Annotated in this window: 10 protein-coding genes, 1 other RNA gene and 1 pseudogene; 3 read left to right on the forward strand and 9 right to left on the reverse strand. The window is 73.8% G+C overall.

Features of this window, described 5'->3' with window-relative positions; all coding sequences use genetic code 11:
- Nucleotides 1–95: 95 nt before the first annotated feature.
- Nucleotides 96–761: pseudogene (locus tag ACFV20_RS28905) on the forward strand (alpha-xylosidase); the annotation flags it as partial.
- Between the two features lie 329 nt (nucleotides 762–1090).
- On the opposite strand, the gene ssrA reads toward ACFV20_RS28905, so the two are convergent.
- The 5 genes from ssrA to ftsE form a co-directional block, all read right to left on the reverse strand.
- Nucleotides 1091–1479: a transfer-messenger RNA gene (ssrA, locus tag ACFV20_RS28910) on the reverse strand.
- 98 nt (nucleotides 1480–1577) lie between these two features.
- On the reverse strand, nucleotides 1578–2060 hold the full coding sequence (gene smpB, locus ACFV20_RS28915) for an SsrA-binding protein SmpB (RefSeq protein ID WP_053669821.1): 483 nt from the start codon (nucleotides 2058–2060) through the stop codon (nucleotides 1578–1580).
- 46 nt (nucleotides 2061–2106) lie between these two features.
- A complete protein-coding gene (locus tag ACFV20_RS28920) occupies nucleotides 2107–3276 on the reverse strand; it encodes a S41 family peptidase (RefSeq protein ID WP_385661618.1) in 1170 nt (389 codons plus the stop codon).
- Nucleotides 3277–3344: 68 nt separating this feature from the next.
- A complete protein-coding gene (gene ftsX / locus ACFV20_RS28925) occupies nucleotides 3345–4262 on the reverse strand; it encodes a permease-like cell division protein FtsX (RefSeq protein WP_385661620.1) in 918 nt (305 codons plus the stop codon).
- 40 nt (nucleotides 4263–4302) lie between these two features.
- Nucleotides 4303–4992 carry a cell division ATP-binding protein FtsE gene (ftsE, locus tag ACFV20_RS28930; protein ID WP_003990615.1) on the reverse strand — a complete coding sequence of 230 codons (690 nt, stop codon included), beginning with the start codon at nucleotides 4990–4992 and terminating at the stop codon, nucleotides 4303–4305.
- Between the two features lie 280 nt (nucleotides 4993–5272).
- Between ftsE and ACFV20_RS28935 the strand changes: the two genes are divergently transcribed.
- The gene (locus ACFV20_RS28935) at nucleotides 5273–5464 is read left to right on the forward strand and encodes a hypothetical protein (RefSeq protein WP_385661622.1); all 192 of its coding nucleotides are present in this window, start codon (nucleotides 5273–5275) and stop codon (nucleotides 5462–5464) included.
- Nucleotides 5465–5568: 104 nt separating this feature from the next.
- On the opposite strand, the gene ACFV20_RS28940 is transcribed toward ACFV20_RS28935, so the two are convergent.
- From ACFV20_RS28940 to ACFV20_RS28955, 4 genes are all read right to left on the reverse strand, one after another.
- Entirely contained in the window at nucleotides 5569–6204 is a 636-nt protein-coding gene (locus tag ACFV20_RS28940; protein ID WP_385661625.1) for a hypothetical protein, read from the reverse strand.
- A 291-nt stretch (nucleotides 6205–6495) separates the two neighbouring features.
- Nucleotides 6496–7599 (reverse strand): peptide chain release factor 2, encoded by a 1104-nt coding sequence (gene prfB, locus ACFV20_RS28945; protein ID WP_385661627.1) that lies wholly within the window; start codon nucleotides 7597–7599, stop codon nucleotides 6496–6498.
- 105 nt (nucleotides 7600–7704) lie between these two features.
- On the reverse strand, nucleotides 7705–8952 hold the full coding sequence (locus ACFV20_RS28950) for a serine/threonine-protein kinase (RefSeq protein ID WP_385661629.1): 1248 nt from the start codon (nucleotides 8950–8952) through the stop codon (nucleotides 7705–7707).
- A gap of 122 nt (nucleotides 8953–9074) precedes the next feature.
- On the reverse strand, nucleotides 9075–10775 hold the full coding sequence (locus ACFV20_RS28955) for a serine/threonine-protein kinase (RefSeq protein ID WP_385661632.1): 1701 nt from the start codon (nucleotides 10773–10775) through the stop codon (nucleotides 9075–9077).
- A 363-nt stretch (nucleotides 10776–11138) separates the two neighbouring features.
- On the opposite strand from ACFV20_RS28955, the gene ACFV20_RS28960 reads away from it, so the two are divergent.
- A complete protein-coding gene (locus ACFV20_RS28960) occupies nucleotides 11139–15506 on the forward strand; it encodes an FtsK/SpoIIIE domain-containing protein (protein ID WP_385661635.1) in 4368 nt (1455 codons plus the stop codon).
- The last annotated feature ends 2 nt before the right edge of the window (nucleotides 15507–15508 follow it).

Here is a 15508-nt window from a genome sequence, read left to right on the forward strand (position 1 = left end):
CCTTTCCCCCCCCCCCCCCCCCCTCTGCGTGGGGGGCGAGGCCGCCCGGCCCCCCCTGGCGCCCCCCGCAACGCCGGGAGAGTGGGGACGCGCACATGAAGTTCACCGACGGCTACTGGCTCCTGCGCGAGGGCGTCACCGCGGCCCACCCGGCCGAGGTCCTCGACGTCACCGAGTCGGACGGCACCCTGGAGATCCACGCGCCGACCCGGCCCGTCCGCTCCCGCGGCGACCTGATGACCGGCCCGGTGCTCACCGTCAGGGCGCACTCCCCCATGCCCGACGTCATCGGCCTGACCCTGACGCACTTCACCGGCGGCGAGCCCCGCGGCCCCGAGTTCGAGCTCACGGCGCCGGACAGCCCCGCGGAGATCTCGTACGACGACGAGCACGTCACGCTGACCTCGGGCGACCTGTCGGTCCGGCTGGCCCGGCGCGGGCCCTGGCACGTCGAGTTCCGCGCGCACGGCCGTACGCTCACCGGCAGCGGCCACCGCAACGCGGGCATCATGACGGACGCCTCCGGCGCGCACCACCTGCGCGAACAACTGGTGCTGAAGGTCGGCACGTCCGTCTACGGCCTCGGCGAGCGCTTCGGTCCGCTGGTGAAGAACGGGCAGGTCGTCGACATCTGGCAGGCCGACGGCGGCACGTGCAGCGAACAGGCCTACAAGAACGTGCCGTTCTACCTCACGGACGCCGGCTACGGCGTCTTCGTCGACCACCCCGGCCAGGTGTCCTTCGAGGTCGCCTCGGAGGCGCGGGACGACCGCCCGGACTACGACCACGCCGACGGGGTGACCCTGCGGGCCTACGGGCTCCTCCCCGGCGACGCGGTGACGGTCCCGGTCGGCGACGTGATCTTCACGGTCGTCCGCGAGGGCGGCACCCTGCGGGCGACGTGCACGGCCCCGCAAGCGGCCTGGGCCCTGGCCGCGGGCACCCGCGAGGCCCGGGCCGCGCCCGGCACGGCGTCCCTCGCCCTGGAACTCGACGGGTGATCACCGGCTGGACGGCGCCATGACACTGGACGGCCCCATGACAAAGGCCCCGCCGCTCGGAAGCGGCGGGGCCTTCGCCCACATGGGATGAGTGGAGATGGCGGGAATCGAACCCGCGTCCAACGGTGCAGAATCAGGGCTTCTCCGTGTGCAGTTCGCTGCGCTTTTCTCGGCCCCGGCGATCACGCGAACAAGTCGCCGACGGGCCCAGTCACTGTTTGATTTCCCATCGAACCCCGTGACCGGGCTCGATGGTTTAGTTCCCTAGCTTATGCCAGGATCCGGGCCGGGAACGCTCCCGGGCTGACACCCATTTAGGGTCCTTCAGTCACTGCTTATCAGGCAGCGAGGGCGAAGGACTGGGAATCGCGCTTGGTGTTGGCGATTATTTTTTGCGACATATGGTTTACGAGATCATTGCCGCTTCCTCGACACGCTTCCCCTGCTTCGACATCCGCTGTCGAAACCGATCATCCCCATGTTGTGTTGACAATCCCTCCGGAGAGGGGCGCGCACCCGCCATGGGGTGCAGGCACCATCGTACGTGACCAACGCAGGTCGGTGCCAGCGTATTCCCTACGCCCCGCGCTGCCTCCGCTTCACCGCCGCGATCGCGCGGTCGGTCTCCCGGCGGTCCTGCTTCTCCCGCAGCGCCTGGCGCTTGTCGTACTCCTTCTTGCCCTTCGCCAGCGCGATCTCGACCTTGGCCCGGCCGTCCTTGAAGTACAGCGCGAGCGGCACGATGGTGTGGCCCGTGTCCCCCGACTTCGACTCCAGCTTGTCGATCTCGGCGCGGTGCAGCAGCAGCTTCCGCTTGCGCCGGGCGCTGTGGTTGGTCCAGGTGCCCTGGCTGTACTCCGGCACGTGCACGTTGTGCAGCCAGGCCTCACCGTCAGTGAGCTGCACGAAGCCGTCGACCAGCGACGCCCGTCCCTGGCGCAGGGACTTCACCTCGGTCCCGGTGAGGACCAGGCCGGCCTCGTAGGTGTCGATGACGAGGTAGTCGTGCCGCGCCTTCTTGTTCTGCGCGATCAGCTTGCGCCCTTTTTCCTTAGCCATAGTGCCGACCATTTTCGCACTACGGAGGGGCCCCGCGGAAAGTCGATTACGAGGGGCTCGCGAGGCCGCGCAGCACGGTACCGGCCCGCTGGAGGGCGTCCTCGCCGGTCTCCAGGTCGGGCGTGATGCCCCGGCCGTCGACGCCGCGGCCGGAGGGGGTGCGGTAGTGCCCGACGGTGAGCTCCGCGACGGAGCCGTCGGGCAGCCGGCTCGGCATCTGGACCGACCCCTTGCCGAAGGTGCGGGAGCCCACCACGAGCGCCCGTCCGCGGTCCTGCACGGCGCCGGTGAGCAGCTCGGCCGCGCTCATCGTCCCGCCGTCGACGAGTGTGACCAGCGGTCTGGTGGTGTCGCCGCCGGACGCGGCGTGCAGGGCTCGCTGCTCGCCGTCGACGTCGTAGGTGGCGACCAGGCCGCCGTCGAGGAAGGCGGACGCGGCGGTCACGGCCTCGGTGACCAGGCCGCCGGAGTTGCCGCGCAGGTCGAGGACGATCCCGGCGCCGGGCGGGGACTGCCGGACGGCTTCGCGGACCCGGCGGCCGGAGCCCTTGGTGAAGGTGGCGACCTTGATGAGGGTGACGCGGCCCGCGAGGTCCCGGACCGTGACCGGGTCCGTGGACAGCTGGGCGCGGCGCACCGTCTCGGTCCACGCGCGCGTGCCGCGCTCCAGGCCGAGACGGACGGTGGTGCCCGCGGGGGCATCGGTGGCGTCCCCGCGCAGTAACGAGACGACCTCGGTGACCGGCCGCCCGTCGGTGCGCCGCCCGTCGACGCTGCGCAGCAGGTCCCCGGGGCGGATCCCGGCGGCGGCCGCGGGCGACCCGGCGCGCACCTTCGTCACCTCGATGCGGCCGTCCGGTTCGCTGCGGGCCCACAGGCCGACGCCGGTGTACTGGCCGTCGAGGGACTCCTCGAACTCCTCGTACTCGCCCCGCGAGTAGACGGCGCCCCAGCGGTCGCCGCTGCGGCTGACGGCGCGCTTCGCGGCCTGGACCGGGGACTTGCCGTCGGCCATGGCCTCCTCGGCGGCCCGGGCGACGTCCGCGTGGCGCCCGGCCGTACCGGACGAACGGGCCTCGTCCGGGGCCGACTTCCCCTGGCCCTGCGGCAACGCCCCGGTGGCCGCACCGGCGACGAGCACGCTCGTGAACACCAACGTCAGGGCGGCCCCGCGACGGATGCGGCGGGGCTGACAGAACGGGTCACGACCTGACATGCCGGTGAGTCTAGGACAAGCGGAAGGGCCGTACGGCCGGTTGACCGCACGACCCCTCTTGGCATGCGTCACACCTTCAAGTACTTGCGCAGCGCGAAGAACGCGGCCAACGCGGGCATCAGAAGGCTCGTCGCGAGGATGAGCGGCAGCTTGGTGAGGACGGCGTCCCAGCCGATGAAGTTGATCAGTGTCAGCTGGTCGGCCAGGGCCAGTCCGTGGTCGATGAGGAAGTAGCGGGCGATCAGCAGGAAGCCGCACGCGAGGGTGCCGCCGATGAGCCCGGCGACCGCGGCCTCCATGATGAACGGCGCCTGGATGTAGAAGCCGGAGGCGCCGACCAGCCGCATGATGCCGGTCTCCCGCCGGCGGCTGAACGCCGAGACGCGCACGGTGTTGACGATCAGCATCAGCGCCACGACCAGCATCAGCGCCATCACCGCGCGGGCGGCCCAGTTCATGCCGTTCAGCAGCTTGAAGAGGTTGTCCAGGATGCCCTTCTGGTCCTGCACGGACTGCACGCCGTCCCGGCCGTTGAAGGCGGTGGCGATGACCTGGTACTTCTCCGGGTCCTTCAACTTGATGCGGTACGACTCCTGCATCTGGTCCGGCGTGAGGGAGCTGGCGAGCGGGGAGTCGCCGAACTGCTCCTTGTAGTGCTTGTACGCCTGGTCCTGCGACTCGTACGTGACCGCCTGGACGACGTTCATCTTGTCGAGGTCGGCCTTGATCTGCGTCTTCTGGTCGTCGGTCACCGCGCCCTTGGCACAGTTGGGGTCGGACTCGGCGTCGCTCTTGTTGCAGAGGAAGATCGAGACGTTGACCTTGTCGTACCAGTAGCCCTTCATGGTGTTGACCTGGTCGCTCATCAGGAGCGACCCGCCGAACAGGGCGAGCGACAGGGCGACGGAGACGACGACGGCGAAGGTCATCGTCAGGTTGCGGCGGAGACCGACACCGATCTCCGACAGGACGAACTGGGCGCGCATGGCGACTGGTTATGCCTTTCCGTGGATCTCGGGTGCGGTATCAGTGCTGGTAGCCGTAGACACCGCGGGCCTGGTCGCGGACGAGGCGGCCCTTCTCCAGTTCGATGACGCGCTTGCGCATCTGGTCGACGATGTTCTGGTCGTGCGTGGCCATCACGACGGTCGTGCCCGTCCGGTTGATGCGGTCGAGCAGCTTCATGATGCCGACGGAGGTCTGCGGGTCGAGGTTGCCGGTGGGCTCGTCGGCGATGAGCAGCTTGGGCCGGTTGACGAAGGCCCGCGCGATGGCGACGCGCTGCTGTTCACCACCGGAGAGCTCGCCGGGCATCCGGTCCTCCTTGCCGCCGAGCCCGACGAGGTCGAGCACCTGCGGCACGGACTTGCGGATCTCTCCGCGCGACTTGCCGATGACCTCCTGCGCGAAGGCGACGTTCTCGCCGACCGTCTTGTTGGGCAGCAGACGGAAGTCCTGGAACACCGTCCCCAGCTGGCGCCGCATCTGCGGGACCTTCCAGTTGGAGAGTCGGGCGAGGTCCTTGCCCAGAACGTGCACCTGACCGTGACTGCACCGCTCCTCGCGGAGGATCAGCCGCAGGAAGGTGGACTTTCCGGAGCCGGAGGACCCCACGAGGAAGACGAACTCGCCCTTCTCGACCTCCAGGGAGACATCCCTGAGGGCGGGGCGGGTCTGCTTGGGGTAGACCTTGGACACGTTGTCGAATCGGATCACGGATGCACCACGGGTCGCCGGGGGTAGATGAGCGTGACCATACGCGAACCGGGTGGGGCACCGCAGTCACCGACCGTGGTTGCGCCGCGGATGTGCCGTTTTGTTCCGCGTGCGGGCCGAGCCCAGAGCCGAGCCCCGAGGGGCGCGGGGGCAGTGTGCGGACCACCACAGAAAACGCGCAGCCGCGCGGGGGCGGACGGAACCTGGCAAAGTGGAGGGGGAACATTCCCGCCCCCACGGGCGTTGAACACCGTGGAACCGGCGCAAGGAGGGCAAGCGCATGACGTACGACCGGCTGGTGTGCGCGAACTGCGCGTCCCCCGTGAGCGAGGGCCGCTGCCCCGTGTGCCGTGCGAACCGCGAGCGGCTGCAGCAGGAGAGCTTCCTGGCGGGCCTGAACCCCATGACCCTCATCGCGCTGCTGACGGTGCTGATCGCGGCGGTGGCCCTGCTGGCGCACCAGACCGCGTAAGGGCGGAGGCCGCCCCCCTGACGACAGGGCCGAGGGCCCGGAGCGTGTCGCTCCGGGCCCTCGGTGTCGCTCTGGGCGCACGGTCCGTACGGACCTGGCTACCGTCAGGCGGCAGCGCCGCCGCGGCCACCCACGAGGCGGGGCAGCAGACGGAAGCCGACACCGCCGGCGATCATCGTGGCGGCGCCGACGACCAGGAAGGTGGTCTGCGCGGCACCCGTCTCGGCGAGCTCCTGGCCGTTGCCCTGGGCCTGCGGGGCCGGGGTGGAGTCCGAGCCGGTGTCGGTGAGGGCGGAGGAGCCCTCCTCCTGCGGCGAGGTGCCGCCGTCGGGGTCGGCGTTGTTGCCGCCACCGTTGCCGCCGCCGTTGGCGTTGCCGTTGTCGCCACCGTTGCCGCCACCGTTGCCGCCGCCGGTGCCGTTCCCGTTGCCCGGGTCGGTCGGCGCGGTCGTCGGGTCCTCGGTCGGCTCGGTGGGCTCCTCCGTGGGCTCGGTCGGCTCCTCGGTGGGCTCCTCGGTCGACGGCGGGTCCGTCGGGAGGTCCGTGGGCGGGTCGGTCGGGAGCTCGGTCGGCGGGTCGGTCGGCGTCGGGGACGGCGACTCGTCGGCGCACAGGATGCCGAGCAGGCAGTCGTCGGCCGGCGCCGCGGACGCCGCGCCGGCGGCGGTCAGCGAGGCACCGGCCGCGATCACGGCACCGGCGGCTATCCGCGCGACACGGATCCGCGTCTTCTTCGTCATGTGGTTGCTACCCCCAGTAGCTCATCGTCATTAGGCAGCGCTCGGGGCTGTGCTCGACGGGGACGGCTGCGGTGAAAAGGCGCCCCGGTTCACATGCGCCCCAGAGACACGCATGCCGCGCTTTACCCTTCCCATTTTTCAAGAACACGTCAAGGCCGTTTACGGACGCCGTGTCCAACTACGGGGGAATTGCCGGGAGTCTGAGGCTGTGAGTGTGATGTAAAACCCGGACATGGGGGTACGGAAAAGGCAACTGCCGCCCCGTTGGCGGCAGTTGCCTTGTCGACAAACTTACTTCTCCTGCTGCTTGCGCCAGCGAATTCCGGCCTCGATGAAGCCGTCGATCTCACCGTTGAAAACAGCCTCGGGGTTGCCGACCTCGAACTCGGTGCGCAGGTCCTTGACCATCTGGTACGGGTGCAGGACGTAGGAACGCATCTGGTTGCCCCAGGAACTGCCGCCGTCCTTGAGGGCGTCCATCTTGGCCCGCTCCTCCTGGCGCTGCCGCTCCAGCAGCTTCGCCTGGAGCACGTTCATGGCGGTCGCCTTGTTCTGGATCTGCGAGCGCTCGTTCTGGCAGGAGACGACGATGCCGGTGGGGAGATGGGTGAGGCGCACCGCGGAGTCGGTGGTGTTGACGCCCTGACCGCCGGGGCCCGACGAGCGGTACACGTCGACGCGCAGTTCGGACTCGTCGATCTCGATGTGGTCGGTCTGCTCGACCACGGGCAGGATCTCCACGCCCGCGAAGGAGGTCTGACGCCGGCCCTGGTTGTCGAAGGGCGAGATGCGCACCAGCCGGTGCGTGCCCTGCTCGACGGAGAGCGTGCCGTACGCGTAGGGCGCCTGGACGGCGAAGGTGGTCGACTTGATGCCGGCCTCTTCCGCGTACGAGGTCTCGTAGATCTCGGTCTTGTAGCCGCGCTGCTCGGCCCAGCGCAGGTACATGCGCTGGAGCTTCTCGGCGAAGTCGGCGGCGTCGACGCCGCCCGCCTCGGCGCGGATGTTCACCAGGGCCTCACGGGAGTCGTACTCACCGGAGAGGAGGGTGCGGACCTCCATCTCGTCCAGTGCCTTGCGCACCGCGGCGAGCTCGGACTCGGCCTCGGCGCGGGTGTCCGGGTCGTCCTCCTCCTCGGCCATCTCGAAGAGGACTCCCAGGTCGTCGATGCGACCGCGCAGGGCCTCGGCCTTGCGCACCTCGGCCTGGAGGTGGGACAGCTTGCTGGTGATCTTCTGCGCCTCATCGGGGTTGTCCCAGAGGGACGGCGCGGCCGCCTGCTCCTCGAGCACGGCGATGTCTGCCCTCATCTTGTCGAGGTCCAGAACGGCCTCGATCGACTCCATGGTCGAGGAGAGGGACTTGAGCTCTTCGGATACGTCGACGACTGCCACGCCCTCCAGCGTAACGGCTCCGCCCGTCGGCCATCGCAGGGCGGCCTGAGCCGCCCGGTTCAGGGGGTCCGAGCCGCCCGGTTCAGGGGACCTGAGCCGCCCGGTTCAGGGGGTCTGCGGGGCCGAGTTCTTCGTGTCCTGGGGAGGTGCGCCCCCGTCGTCGCCCGACGTGGTCAGCCAGGCACCGACGCCGATCGCCGCCGCGAGGGCGACCGCGCCCGCTCCGAGGGCCACCCGGCGGCGCCGGGTGGCGGCGCGGTTGCGGGCCGAGCCGGGGCGCGGGGCGCCCGCGGGGCGCGGAGCCCGGGCCGTGCCGTGGGCACCGCCGGCCAGCTCGTCGGGGGCGGGGACGCGCATCGAGGTGTGGGTGTCCCGGTTGGAGTCGGCGGGTTTCGCGCCCGGCACCAGCGGGACCGCGCCCCGCCGCCGGACCCGCTCCCCGGCCGGCGCGGCCCCGGCGGGCTGTTCCTCCCGGCCGGACTCCTCCGCGCTCTCGGTGTCCGGCTCGTCGACCTCCAGCGGGGGCATGCCCGCCAGCATCGGCAGCAGCTCCCGCAGCCGGGCCCCGAGCTCCGAGGCCCGCAGCCGCGAGGCCGGGGCCTTGGCCAGGCACTGCACCAGCAGCTGCCACAGCTCGTCGGGGATGCCGGGCAGCGGGACGACCGTCTCCGTGACGTGCCGGCGCAGCACGGCGCCGGGGTGGCCGCCGCCGAAGGGCGTGAAGCCGGCCAGCAGCTCGTAGAGGACGGTGGCGAGCGCGTAGATGTCGACGGACGCGCGCGGGGGCAGGCCCTCGACGATCTCCGGGGCGAGGTAGTCCGGGGTGCCGATGATCTTGGTGGCCTTGGTGCGGCGCGGGGTGTCGATGAGTTTGGCCACGCCGAAGTCGGTCAGCAGCGCGCGGTGCGAGCCGCCGGGGCCGAGCGGGCCCTGCATGTCCAGGAGCACGTTCTCCGGCTTGACGTCCCGGTGCACCACGCCCGCCGCGTGCGCGGCCGCCAGGCCGTCGGCGATGTCGGCCGCGATCGCGACGGCCGCCTCGGGGGCCAGGCGCCGGTCGCGGTCCAGCCGGGTGCGCAGGTCCGTGCCGCGGACGAGGTCCATGACGAGCGCCAGGTCGTTGCCGTCGACGACCAGGTCGCGCACGGACACCACGTGCGGGTGCTCCAGGCCGAGCAGCGCCGTGCGCTCCTGGACGAAGCGGCCGACGAGTTCCTGGTCGGACGCGAGGTCCTCGCGCAGCAGCTTGATGGCGACGGGGCCTTCGGGGCCCTCGCCCAGCCACACCGTGCCGGCGCTGCCCCGCCCCAGGATCTGGTGGGCGGTGTACCGGCTGCCGATCTTCCGTGCCAAGGCTGCTCCTACCGACGCGTGTTGTCGTTAAAACTACGCGTCCGGGGAGCCAACCTTCACCGGGGAGGCGGAAATCACCCGCCAGGTGTCGACAAATCACCAACCCCGTAGGGCGGTTCCGGTCAGTTCGTGCCGGAACCGCTCCCTCCGAGCTTGTCGAACCAGCCGGTCACGGTGGAGAACCAGTCGGTGAGCTGGTCCCAGTAACCCTTGGTGGTGCCGATCCACTCCTGGAGCGGGCTCAGCTCCCACACCAGCCAGCCCGCGACGAACAGGATGACGATCGTGAAGAGACAGCCCTTCAGGCAGCCCAGGCCGGGGATCCGCATCGGGTTGGCGCCGCGCTGGCGCGGCGGCCGGGGCTCGCGCTGGGGCCGCTGCGGCTGCTGGGGCTGGGCCGGGGGCGCGGGCGGGGCGTAGCGCTGCGGCGGCTGGGGGCGCTGCGGCTGCGGGGCGTACTGCTGGGGCTGCTGCTGTTGCTGCGGGTATCCGTAGCCGGGGCCGGGCGGGGGCGCCTGGCGGCGCGGGGGCTGCTGCTGGGGCCGGGCCACCTGGCGCTGGGGGCGGCGGCGCAGCGGGTCCTCGTTCGGGTCGAGGTACTGGACCTGCGTCTGCTCGTTGCGGTCGCGGGCCGCGCGCAGCTGGTTCTGCCAGGGGTGCGGGTCCTCGGGGCCGCCCTGCCCGCCCTGCTGTCCGGGGTGGCCGGGCGAACCCGGCGGGACCGGCGGCATGACGGCGGTCGGGTCGGCGGCGCCCCGGTGGTTCATGACGGCGGTGGGGTCGGCGGCACCGGCCGGGCCCGCGGTGTGCGGCAGGACGCTGGTCGCCCCGTTGGGGTCGTACGAGCCCGCGCCCTGCGGAAGGACCTGGGTCGGGTCGGCCGAGCCGGGCGTGTCCGGCACCGGCGCGGGGGCCGGGTCGGGCGCGAGCAGCATGCCGACGCCCTCGGCGGCGGCGATCTGCGCGGAGTTCGCGTGCACCCCGATGCCCTCGGCGACGACGCGCAGGCCGCGGGCGAGGTTCTCGGCGCTGGGGCGCTCGTCCGGGTTCTTGCGCAGGCAGCGCTCGATGACCGTCCACAGCGGGTCGGGGACGGTGGAGGGGCGGCGCGGCTCGGCGCTCAGGTGCTGGTGGAGCACCTCCAGGGCGGAGCCGCCGGAGAACGGCGGGCGGCCGGTGACCAGCTCGTACAGCAGGATGCCGGCGCCGTAGATGTCGACGGCGGAGGTCTGCGGGCGGCCCTCGGCGGACTCGGGCGCGACGTAGGCGGGCGTGCCGACGAACTCCTGGGTGCGGGTCAGGCCCGGGGAGTCGGCGAGGCGGGCGATGCCGAAGTCGGTGAGCAGCGGGTGCATCCGACCGTCGTACTGCTGGAGCAGGACGTTGGCCGGCTTGAGGTCGCGGTGGACGACGCCGTCGGCGTGGCTGGCGGCGAGCGCGTCGGCGATCTGGGCGGTGAGCAGGGCCGCGGCGACCGGGGTGAAGGGCCCGTTCTCGCGCAGGTAGCGGTGCAGGTCGGGGCCCTCGACGAGGTCCATGACCAGCGCCAGCAGCTCGCCCTCGACGACCAGGTCACGGACCCGGACGATGTTCGGGTGGGTCAGCCGCAGCAGGACGGACCGCTCGCGCAGGAACCGCATGACGATGTCCGGGTCGCCGGCCAGCTCCTCCTTGAGGACCTTGATCGCGACGGTCTCGCCGGGCTGTCCGGGCACGGCCGCCTCGGCGCCCGCGGTCTCGCGCTGGCGGGCTCGCCAGACGGTGCCCGTGGCGCCGCGTCCGAGCGGCTCCTCGAGCAGGTACTTGCTGCCTACCGGCCGCACGTCATGCGCTCCCTGGTGCTTGCCTTGCCTGCTGGCCTGTCCGACCCACTGTAGTGCCGGGGGGCCGGGGACCGGAGTGTCGTCTTTCCGTGGGTCTTACGTAGCGCCCCCCACACTTGTTCGAAGGGAAGACGCTCACCTCGGTCTCGTGGTTGCCGCAGGGGAACGTGAGTGATCTCAAGCGATCGCCTGTGGGTCATCTCTCAGGCACTTTTGCGGGCAGAGCCGACCAATCAAGATCACCTTTTCCCGAGCGAGGGGCGCACTGTCAGTGGCAGGTGCGAGGATGCTGCCAGTACTGGCCGACGTGCTGGGGCGGGGTGGGGGGACTCCGCGCCCGGGCAGAAGGGACCGCTGACGGCGATGCAGATCCGGCTGACCGTCGTAGATCCGCTGGGCCCGTCGGCGCCGGCGCCAGGCCGCGCCCCGCGCGCAGACGTGCTGGTCACGGCCCCCGCCGGTACGGCGCTCGCCGCGGTGGCGTCGGCGCTCGCCCAGGCGGTCACCGGAGGGGACGGTTCGGGCGCGCCCGTGCTGTACGCCGGGGAGCAGCGGCTGGACGCCCAGCGCTGCACGCTCGGCGAACCGCCGCTGACCGACGGTGCCGTGCTGTCCGTCGGCGCGCCGGGCGAGCCGGAGCCGCACCCCGAGCTGGAGGACGCCCCGGCCCAGCTCCAGGTCGTGGCCGGCCCCGACGCCGGCGGTGTCCATCTGCTGCACGGCGGCGAGATCCGCATCGGCCGTTCCGCCGACGCGGACGTACCGCTCGACGACCCGGACGTCTCCCGGCTGCACTGCGCGGTGACGGTGGGCGCGGACGGGCGCGTCGCGGTCGCCGACCTGGACTCCACGAACGGCACGACGGTGAGCGGAGCGCGGATCGGCGGCCGGGCGGTCCCCTTCGTGCCGGGCGCGCTGCTGCGGATCGGCGAGTCCGCCCTGCGGCTGGCTCCCGCCGGGGGGCCGGGGGCCCGGGTGGAGACGACTCCGGACGGGGAGGGGCACGTGCGCGTGGCCGGGCCCGCCGAAGCGCCCGGAACCGCCGAGGCGGCTCCGGGGGCCGCCGCCCCCACGGCGACGGCCCCCACGGCCTTGACGCACCACACCCGCGGCTCGGCGTCCTGGGGCGTCCCGGCTTCCGCAGGCCCTGGCCCCGCGGACCCCACCGTGGTGCCGGGACAGGGCGGGGCGCCCCGGATCGAGACCGAGGCCAGGGGCTCGGCGGCGCAAGCCCCGCGGAGCGGCGGTGGGGGCGCGGGTCCGGCGTCGGAAGCGCCGCGGGGAGAGGAAGGGGACGCGGGGTCCGAAGCGCCGCAGAAGCGGTCCCCAGCCGGTGCAGCACCGGCCGCGAACGGCGGAGCCGCGGGCCCCTCGGGAGACCTCCGGGGCGAGACACCGTCACCGGAGGCCCAGGACGCACACCCCTCGGCGGGGCGCCGGGAGCAGACGCCGCCCCCCGGCCAGGCGGGCACGGCCCGTGCGGACGGCCGGCGCGGTGACGTGCCGTCCCCCGGAGCGGACGGGGAACCCTCCCCGGCAGGACGCCGGAGCCAGGTGCCGTCCCCCGGCCAGGCGGGCACGGCCCGTGCGGGCGGACGGCGCGGTGACGTGCCGTCCCCCGGAGCCGACGGGGAACCCTCCCCGGCAGGACGCCGGAGCCAGATGCCGCCCCCCGGCCAGGCGGGCACGGCCCGTGCGGACGGCCGGCGCGGTGACGTGCCGTCCCCCGGAGCGGACGGGGAACCCTCCTCGGCGGGACGCCGTAGTCAGATGCCGCCCCCCGGCCAGGCGGGCACGGCCCGTGCGGGCGGCCGGCCGAGTGACGGGCCGTCCCCGGGGGCGGGGGGCGAGAGCCCCTCGGCGGGGCGCTGGAAACAGGTGCCGGTCCCCGGTGACGCGGGCAGTCGCGCGGGCGAGGTGGTGTCCTTCGGGCCCGGGGGCGCGGCCCACGCGGGGGACGGTTGGAGTGATGTGCCGACCGGGGGCACCGGAGGAGGGACGCGTCGGCGGACGGCCGCCGGGGACGCGCACAGGCCGGCGGAGGTGAGCGGACCGCACTCCGGTTCGTCGGAGGACCCGGTCCGGAGCACCCGGCGGCAGGACACCGCACCGCAGCGCGACACCGGACGGCCCGCCGGTGGCGCCGGAGACACGCACGCGGGCCGTTCCCTGCCCGGAGCGTCCGGTGACGCGGCCCGGGACCGCACCGGACCGGCGTACGGCGTCGGCGCCACGGACGGGGGCGGTCAGGGCTCCTGGACCCCGGGCACCGGTGCCGAAGACCCGGCCCTCGCCCCCGAGCGTGCCGGTCGTGGACGCAAGGGCACTCCCCTGCGCGGCACCGACCTGCCCCAGCAGACCCGCAGGCGCGGCGGGCTCGGGGCGTGGGCCCGGCGGCTGACCGGGGGGCGTGCCGAGCAGGCGGCGGAGCCACGCGAGGCGTACGAGGACGAATCCGCCGCGGTGGCGGCCGCGCAGCCCCACCCGGTCGTCGTGCCGTCCGTGCCGGAGACCTGGCCCGACCCGGCCACGCTGCTGCTCACCGCCCTGGGGCCCGGCCCCCGGCTGTGGGAGCGCGGCCCCGGTCACCCGGAGGCCCTCGCCGTACGGCTCGGTACGGCCGACCGGGCGGCGCCGGACGGCTCGGGCCTGCTGCCCGCCGTGCCCGTGACCACCGGGCTGCGCGAGGTCGGCGCCCTGGGGCTGGCCGGACCGCGGGCACGGCTGACCGGGCTGACCCGTGCCGTTCTGGCCCAGCTCACCGCCCTGCACTCCCCCGACCTGCTGGAGATCGTCCTGATCGCGGCGGACCGCTCGCGTCCTCTGGAGGAGCGCACCGACGAGTGGTCCTGGCTGGGCTGGCTGCCGCACGTGCGCCCGGGGCACGGGCAGGACTGCCGGCTGCTCCTCGCGCACGACCGGGAGCAGGCCGCCGCCCGCGTCGACGAGCTGACCCGCCGTCTGGAGGACCAGCTGGCGGACACGGGGGTCGGCGGTCCGCCGCCGGGTGCCCCGGCGACCGGCGGCGCACAGCCGGCCGGCGCCCCGCCCCAGGGCCCAAGGCACAGCGTGCCGGGCCCGCGCCGCCCTTCCTGGGCCCTGGACGACGACACCGGCACCGACGCGACAGGCGGTTTCCCGGGTCCGTACACCGTCGTGGTCGTCGACGGCGATCCCGGCGGTGCCGACCTGCGCGGAGCCCTCGGACGGCTGGCGCTGGAGGGCCCCCGGGCCGGGATCCACGTCGTCTGTCTGGCCGAGACGGCCGCCGCCTCCCCCGCCTCGCCGGTGACGGACACCTACGAGGCGGCCTGTTCGGTGGCGCCGGTCTTCCGGCAGTGCGGCGCGGTCGCGCTGCTCAGCGGGGACGTGGCGACGGCCCTGCGGCTGATGCGGGTGGCCCGGGCCGGCGGTGACGGCGCGTCGGCCGGGCCCGTCGGGCACGGCACCGTCGCCACCGTCGACGCCGTCTCCGCGGCCTGGGCGGAGCGGTTCGCGCGGGCGCTGGCGCCGCTGCGGCCGGACGGCCCGGCCGGTGAGCGGCAGCCGCGGGTCTCCGCACCGCTGCCGCAGGCGGCCCGGCTGCTGGACGAACTGGGGCTGGCCCGCGCCACCCCGGCGTCGCTGATGGCCCGCTGGGCGGACGCGGCCGACGACGCCGAGGCGCTGGGCGGACGCGTGCGCGCGGTGCTGGGCGCCGGGCCGCGCGGCCCGGTCGGCGTGGACCTCGCGGCCCAGGGACCGCACCTGCTGATCGAGGGCCCGCCGGGCAGCGGCCGTACGGAGCTGCTGCGGTCGGTCGTCGCGTCCCTGGCCGCCGCCGAGCGGCCGGACCGGCTCGGCATCGTGCTGGTCGACGGCCGGGGCGGTCCGGGCGCGGGCGGCGGCCAGGGCGAGGGACTGCGGGTGTGCACCGACGTCCCGCACGTCACCACCCTCCTCATGGCCCACGACCCGGTCCGGATGCGGGAGTTCGCGCAGTCCCTGAGCGCCGAGCTGAAGCGGCGCGCCGAGCTGCTCGGGCGGTCCGACTTCGCCGAGTGGCACACCGGTCGCGAGCTGTCGGGCCGTATGGTCGCGCAGCGCACGGCGACGGCCCGGGGCGGCGCCCGGACCGAGGCGGCGGCCGCGGGGGCCGGCGACCTCGACTCCCCGTCGAGCTCCACCATGCGGCTGCGGCCGGGAGCGGCCCGGCGGCAGACGGAGGCGGCCGCACCGCCGCTGCCCCGGCTCGTCGTGGTCGTGGACGACCTGGACGCCCTGGTCTCCCCGGCGCTCGGCTCGACCGGGCGGCCCGCGGCCGGGTCGGTGATGCGGGCGCTGGAGGCCGTGGCCCGGGAGGGCGAGCGGCTCGGCGTGCATCTGGTCGCGGCCACCGGCCCGTGCGCCCGTACGGCGGAGACGGAACCGGCGCGCCGGGCCACCCTGCGCGTCGCACTGGACGCCCCGGCCCCGGGCCCGGAGGAGCCCGCCCCCGGCCGGGGGCGGCTGACCGGGGCGGACGGGCGGGTCACCCCGTTCCAGGGCGGCCGGGTCACCGGCCGGATTCCCCGGACGGCGACGCTGCGCCCCACCGTCGTCCCCCTGGAATGGCACCGCATGGGTGACCCTCCGGCCCGCCGCCCGGTGCGGGAACTCGGAAACGGCCCGACCGACCTGGCACTGTTGGCCAGCGCGCTGGAAAGGGCGGCACGGGAGGTCGCGGCTGCGAAGGTGCCGTCGCTCCTGTGAGC

Origin of the sequence: Streptomyces sp. NPDC059696 (genome assembly GCF_042733745.1) — a bacterium.
Taxonomy (GTDB): domain Bacteria; phylum Actinomycetota; class Actinomycetes; order Streptomycetales; family Streptomycetaceae; genus Streptomyces.

Excerpts from the sequence above, each read along its gene's own strand:
- smpB (WP_053669821.1), bottom strand. The coding sequence starts at position 2,060 with ATGGCTAAGGAAAAAGGGCGCAAGCTGATCGCGCAGAACAAGAAGGCG.
- ACFV20_RS28920 (WP_385661618.1), bottom strand. The coding sequence starts at position 3,276 with ATGTCAGGTCGTGACCCGTTCTGTCAGCCCCGCCGCATCCGTCGCGGG.
- ftsX (WP_385661620.1), bottom strand. The coding sequence starts at position 4,262 with ATGCGCGCCCAGTTCGTCCTGTCGGAGATCGGTGTCGGTCTCCGCCGC.
- ACFV20_RS28935 (WP_385661622.1), top strand. The coding sequence starts at position 5,273 with ATGACGTACGACCGGCTGGTGTGCGCGAACTGCGCGTCCCCCGTGAGC.
- ACFV20_RS28940 (WP_385661625.1), bottom strand. The coding sequence starts at position 6,204 with ATGACGAAGAAGACGCGGATCCGTGTCGCGCGGATAGCCGCCGGTGCC.
- ACFV20_RS28960 (WP_385661635.1), top strand. The coding sequence starts at position 11,139 with ATGCAGATCCGGCTGACCGTCGTAGATCCGCTGGGCCCGTCGGCGCCG.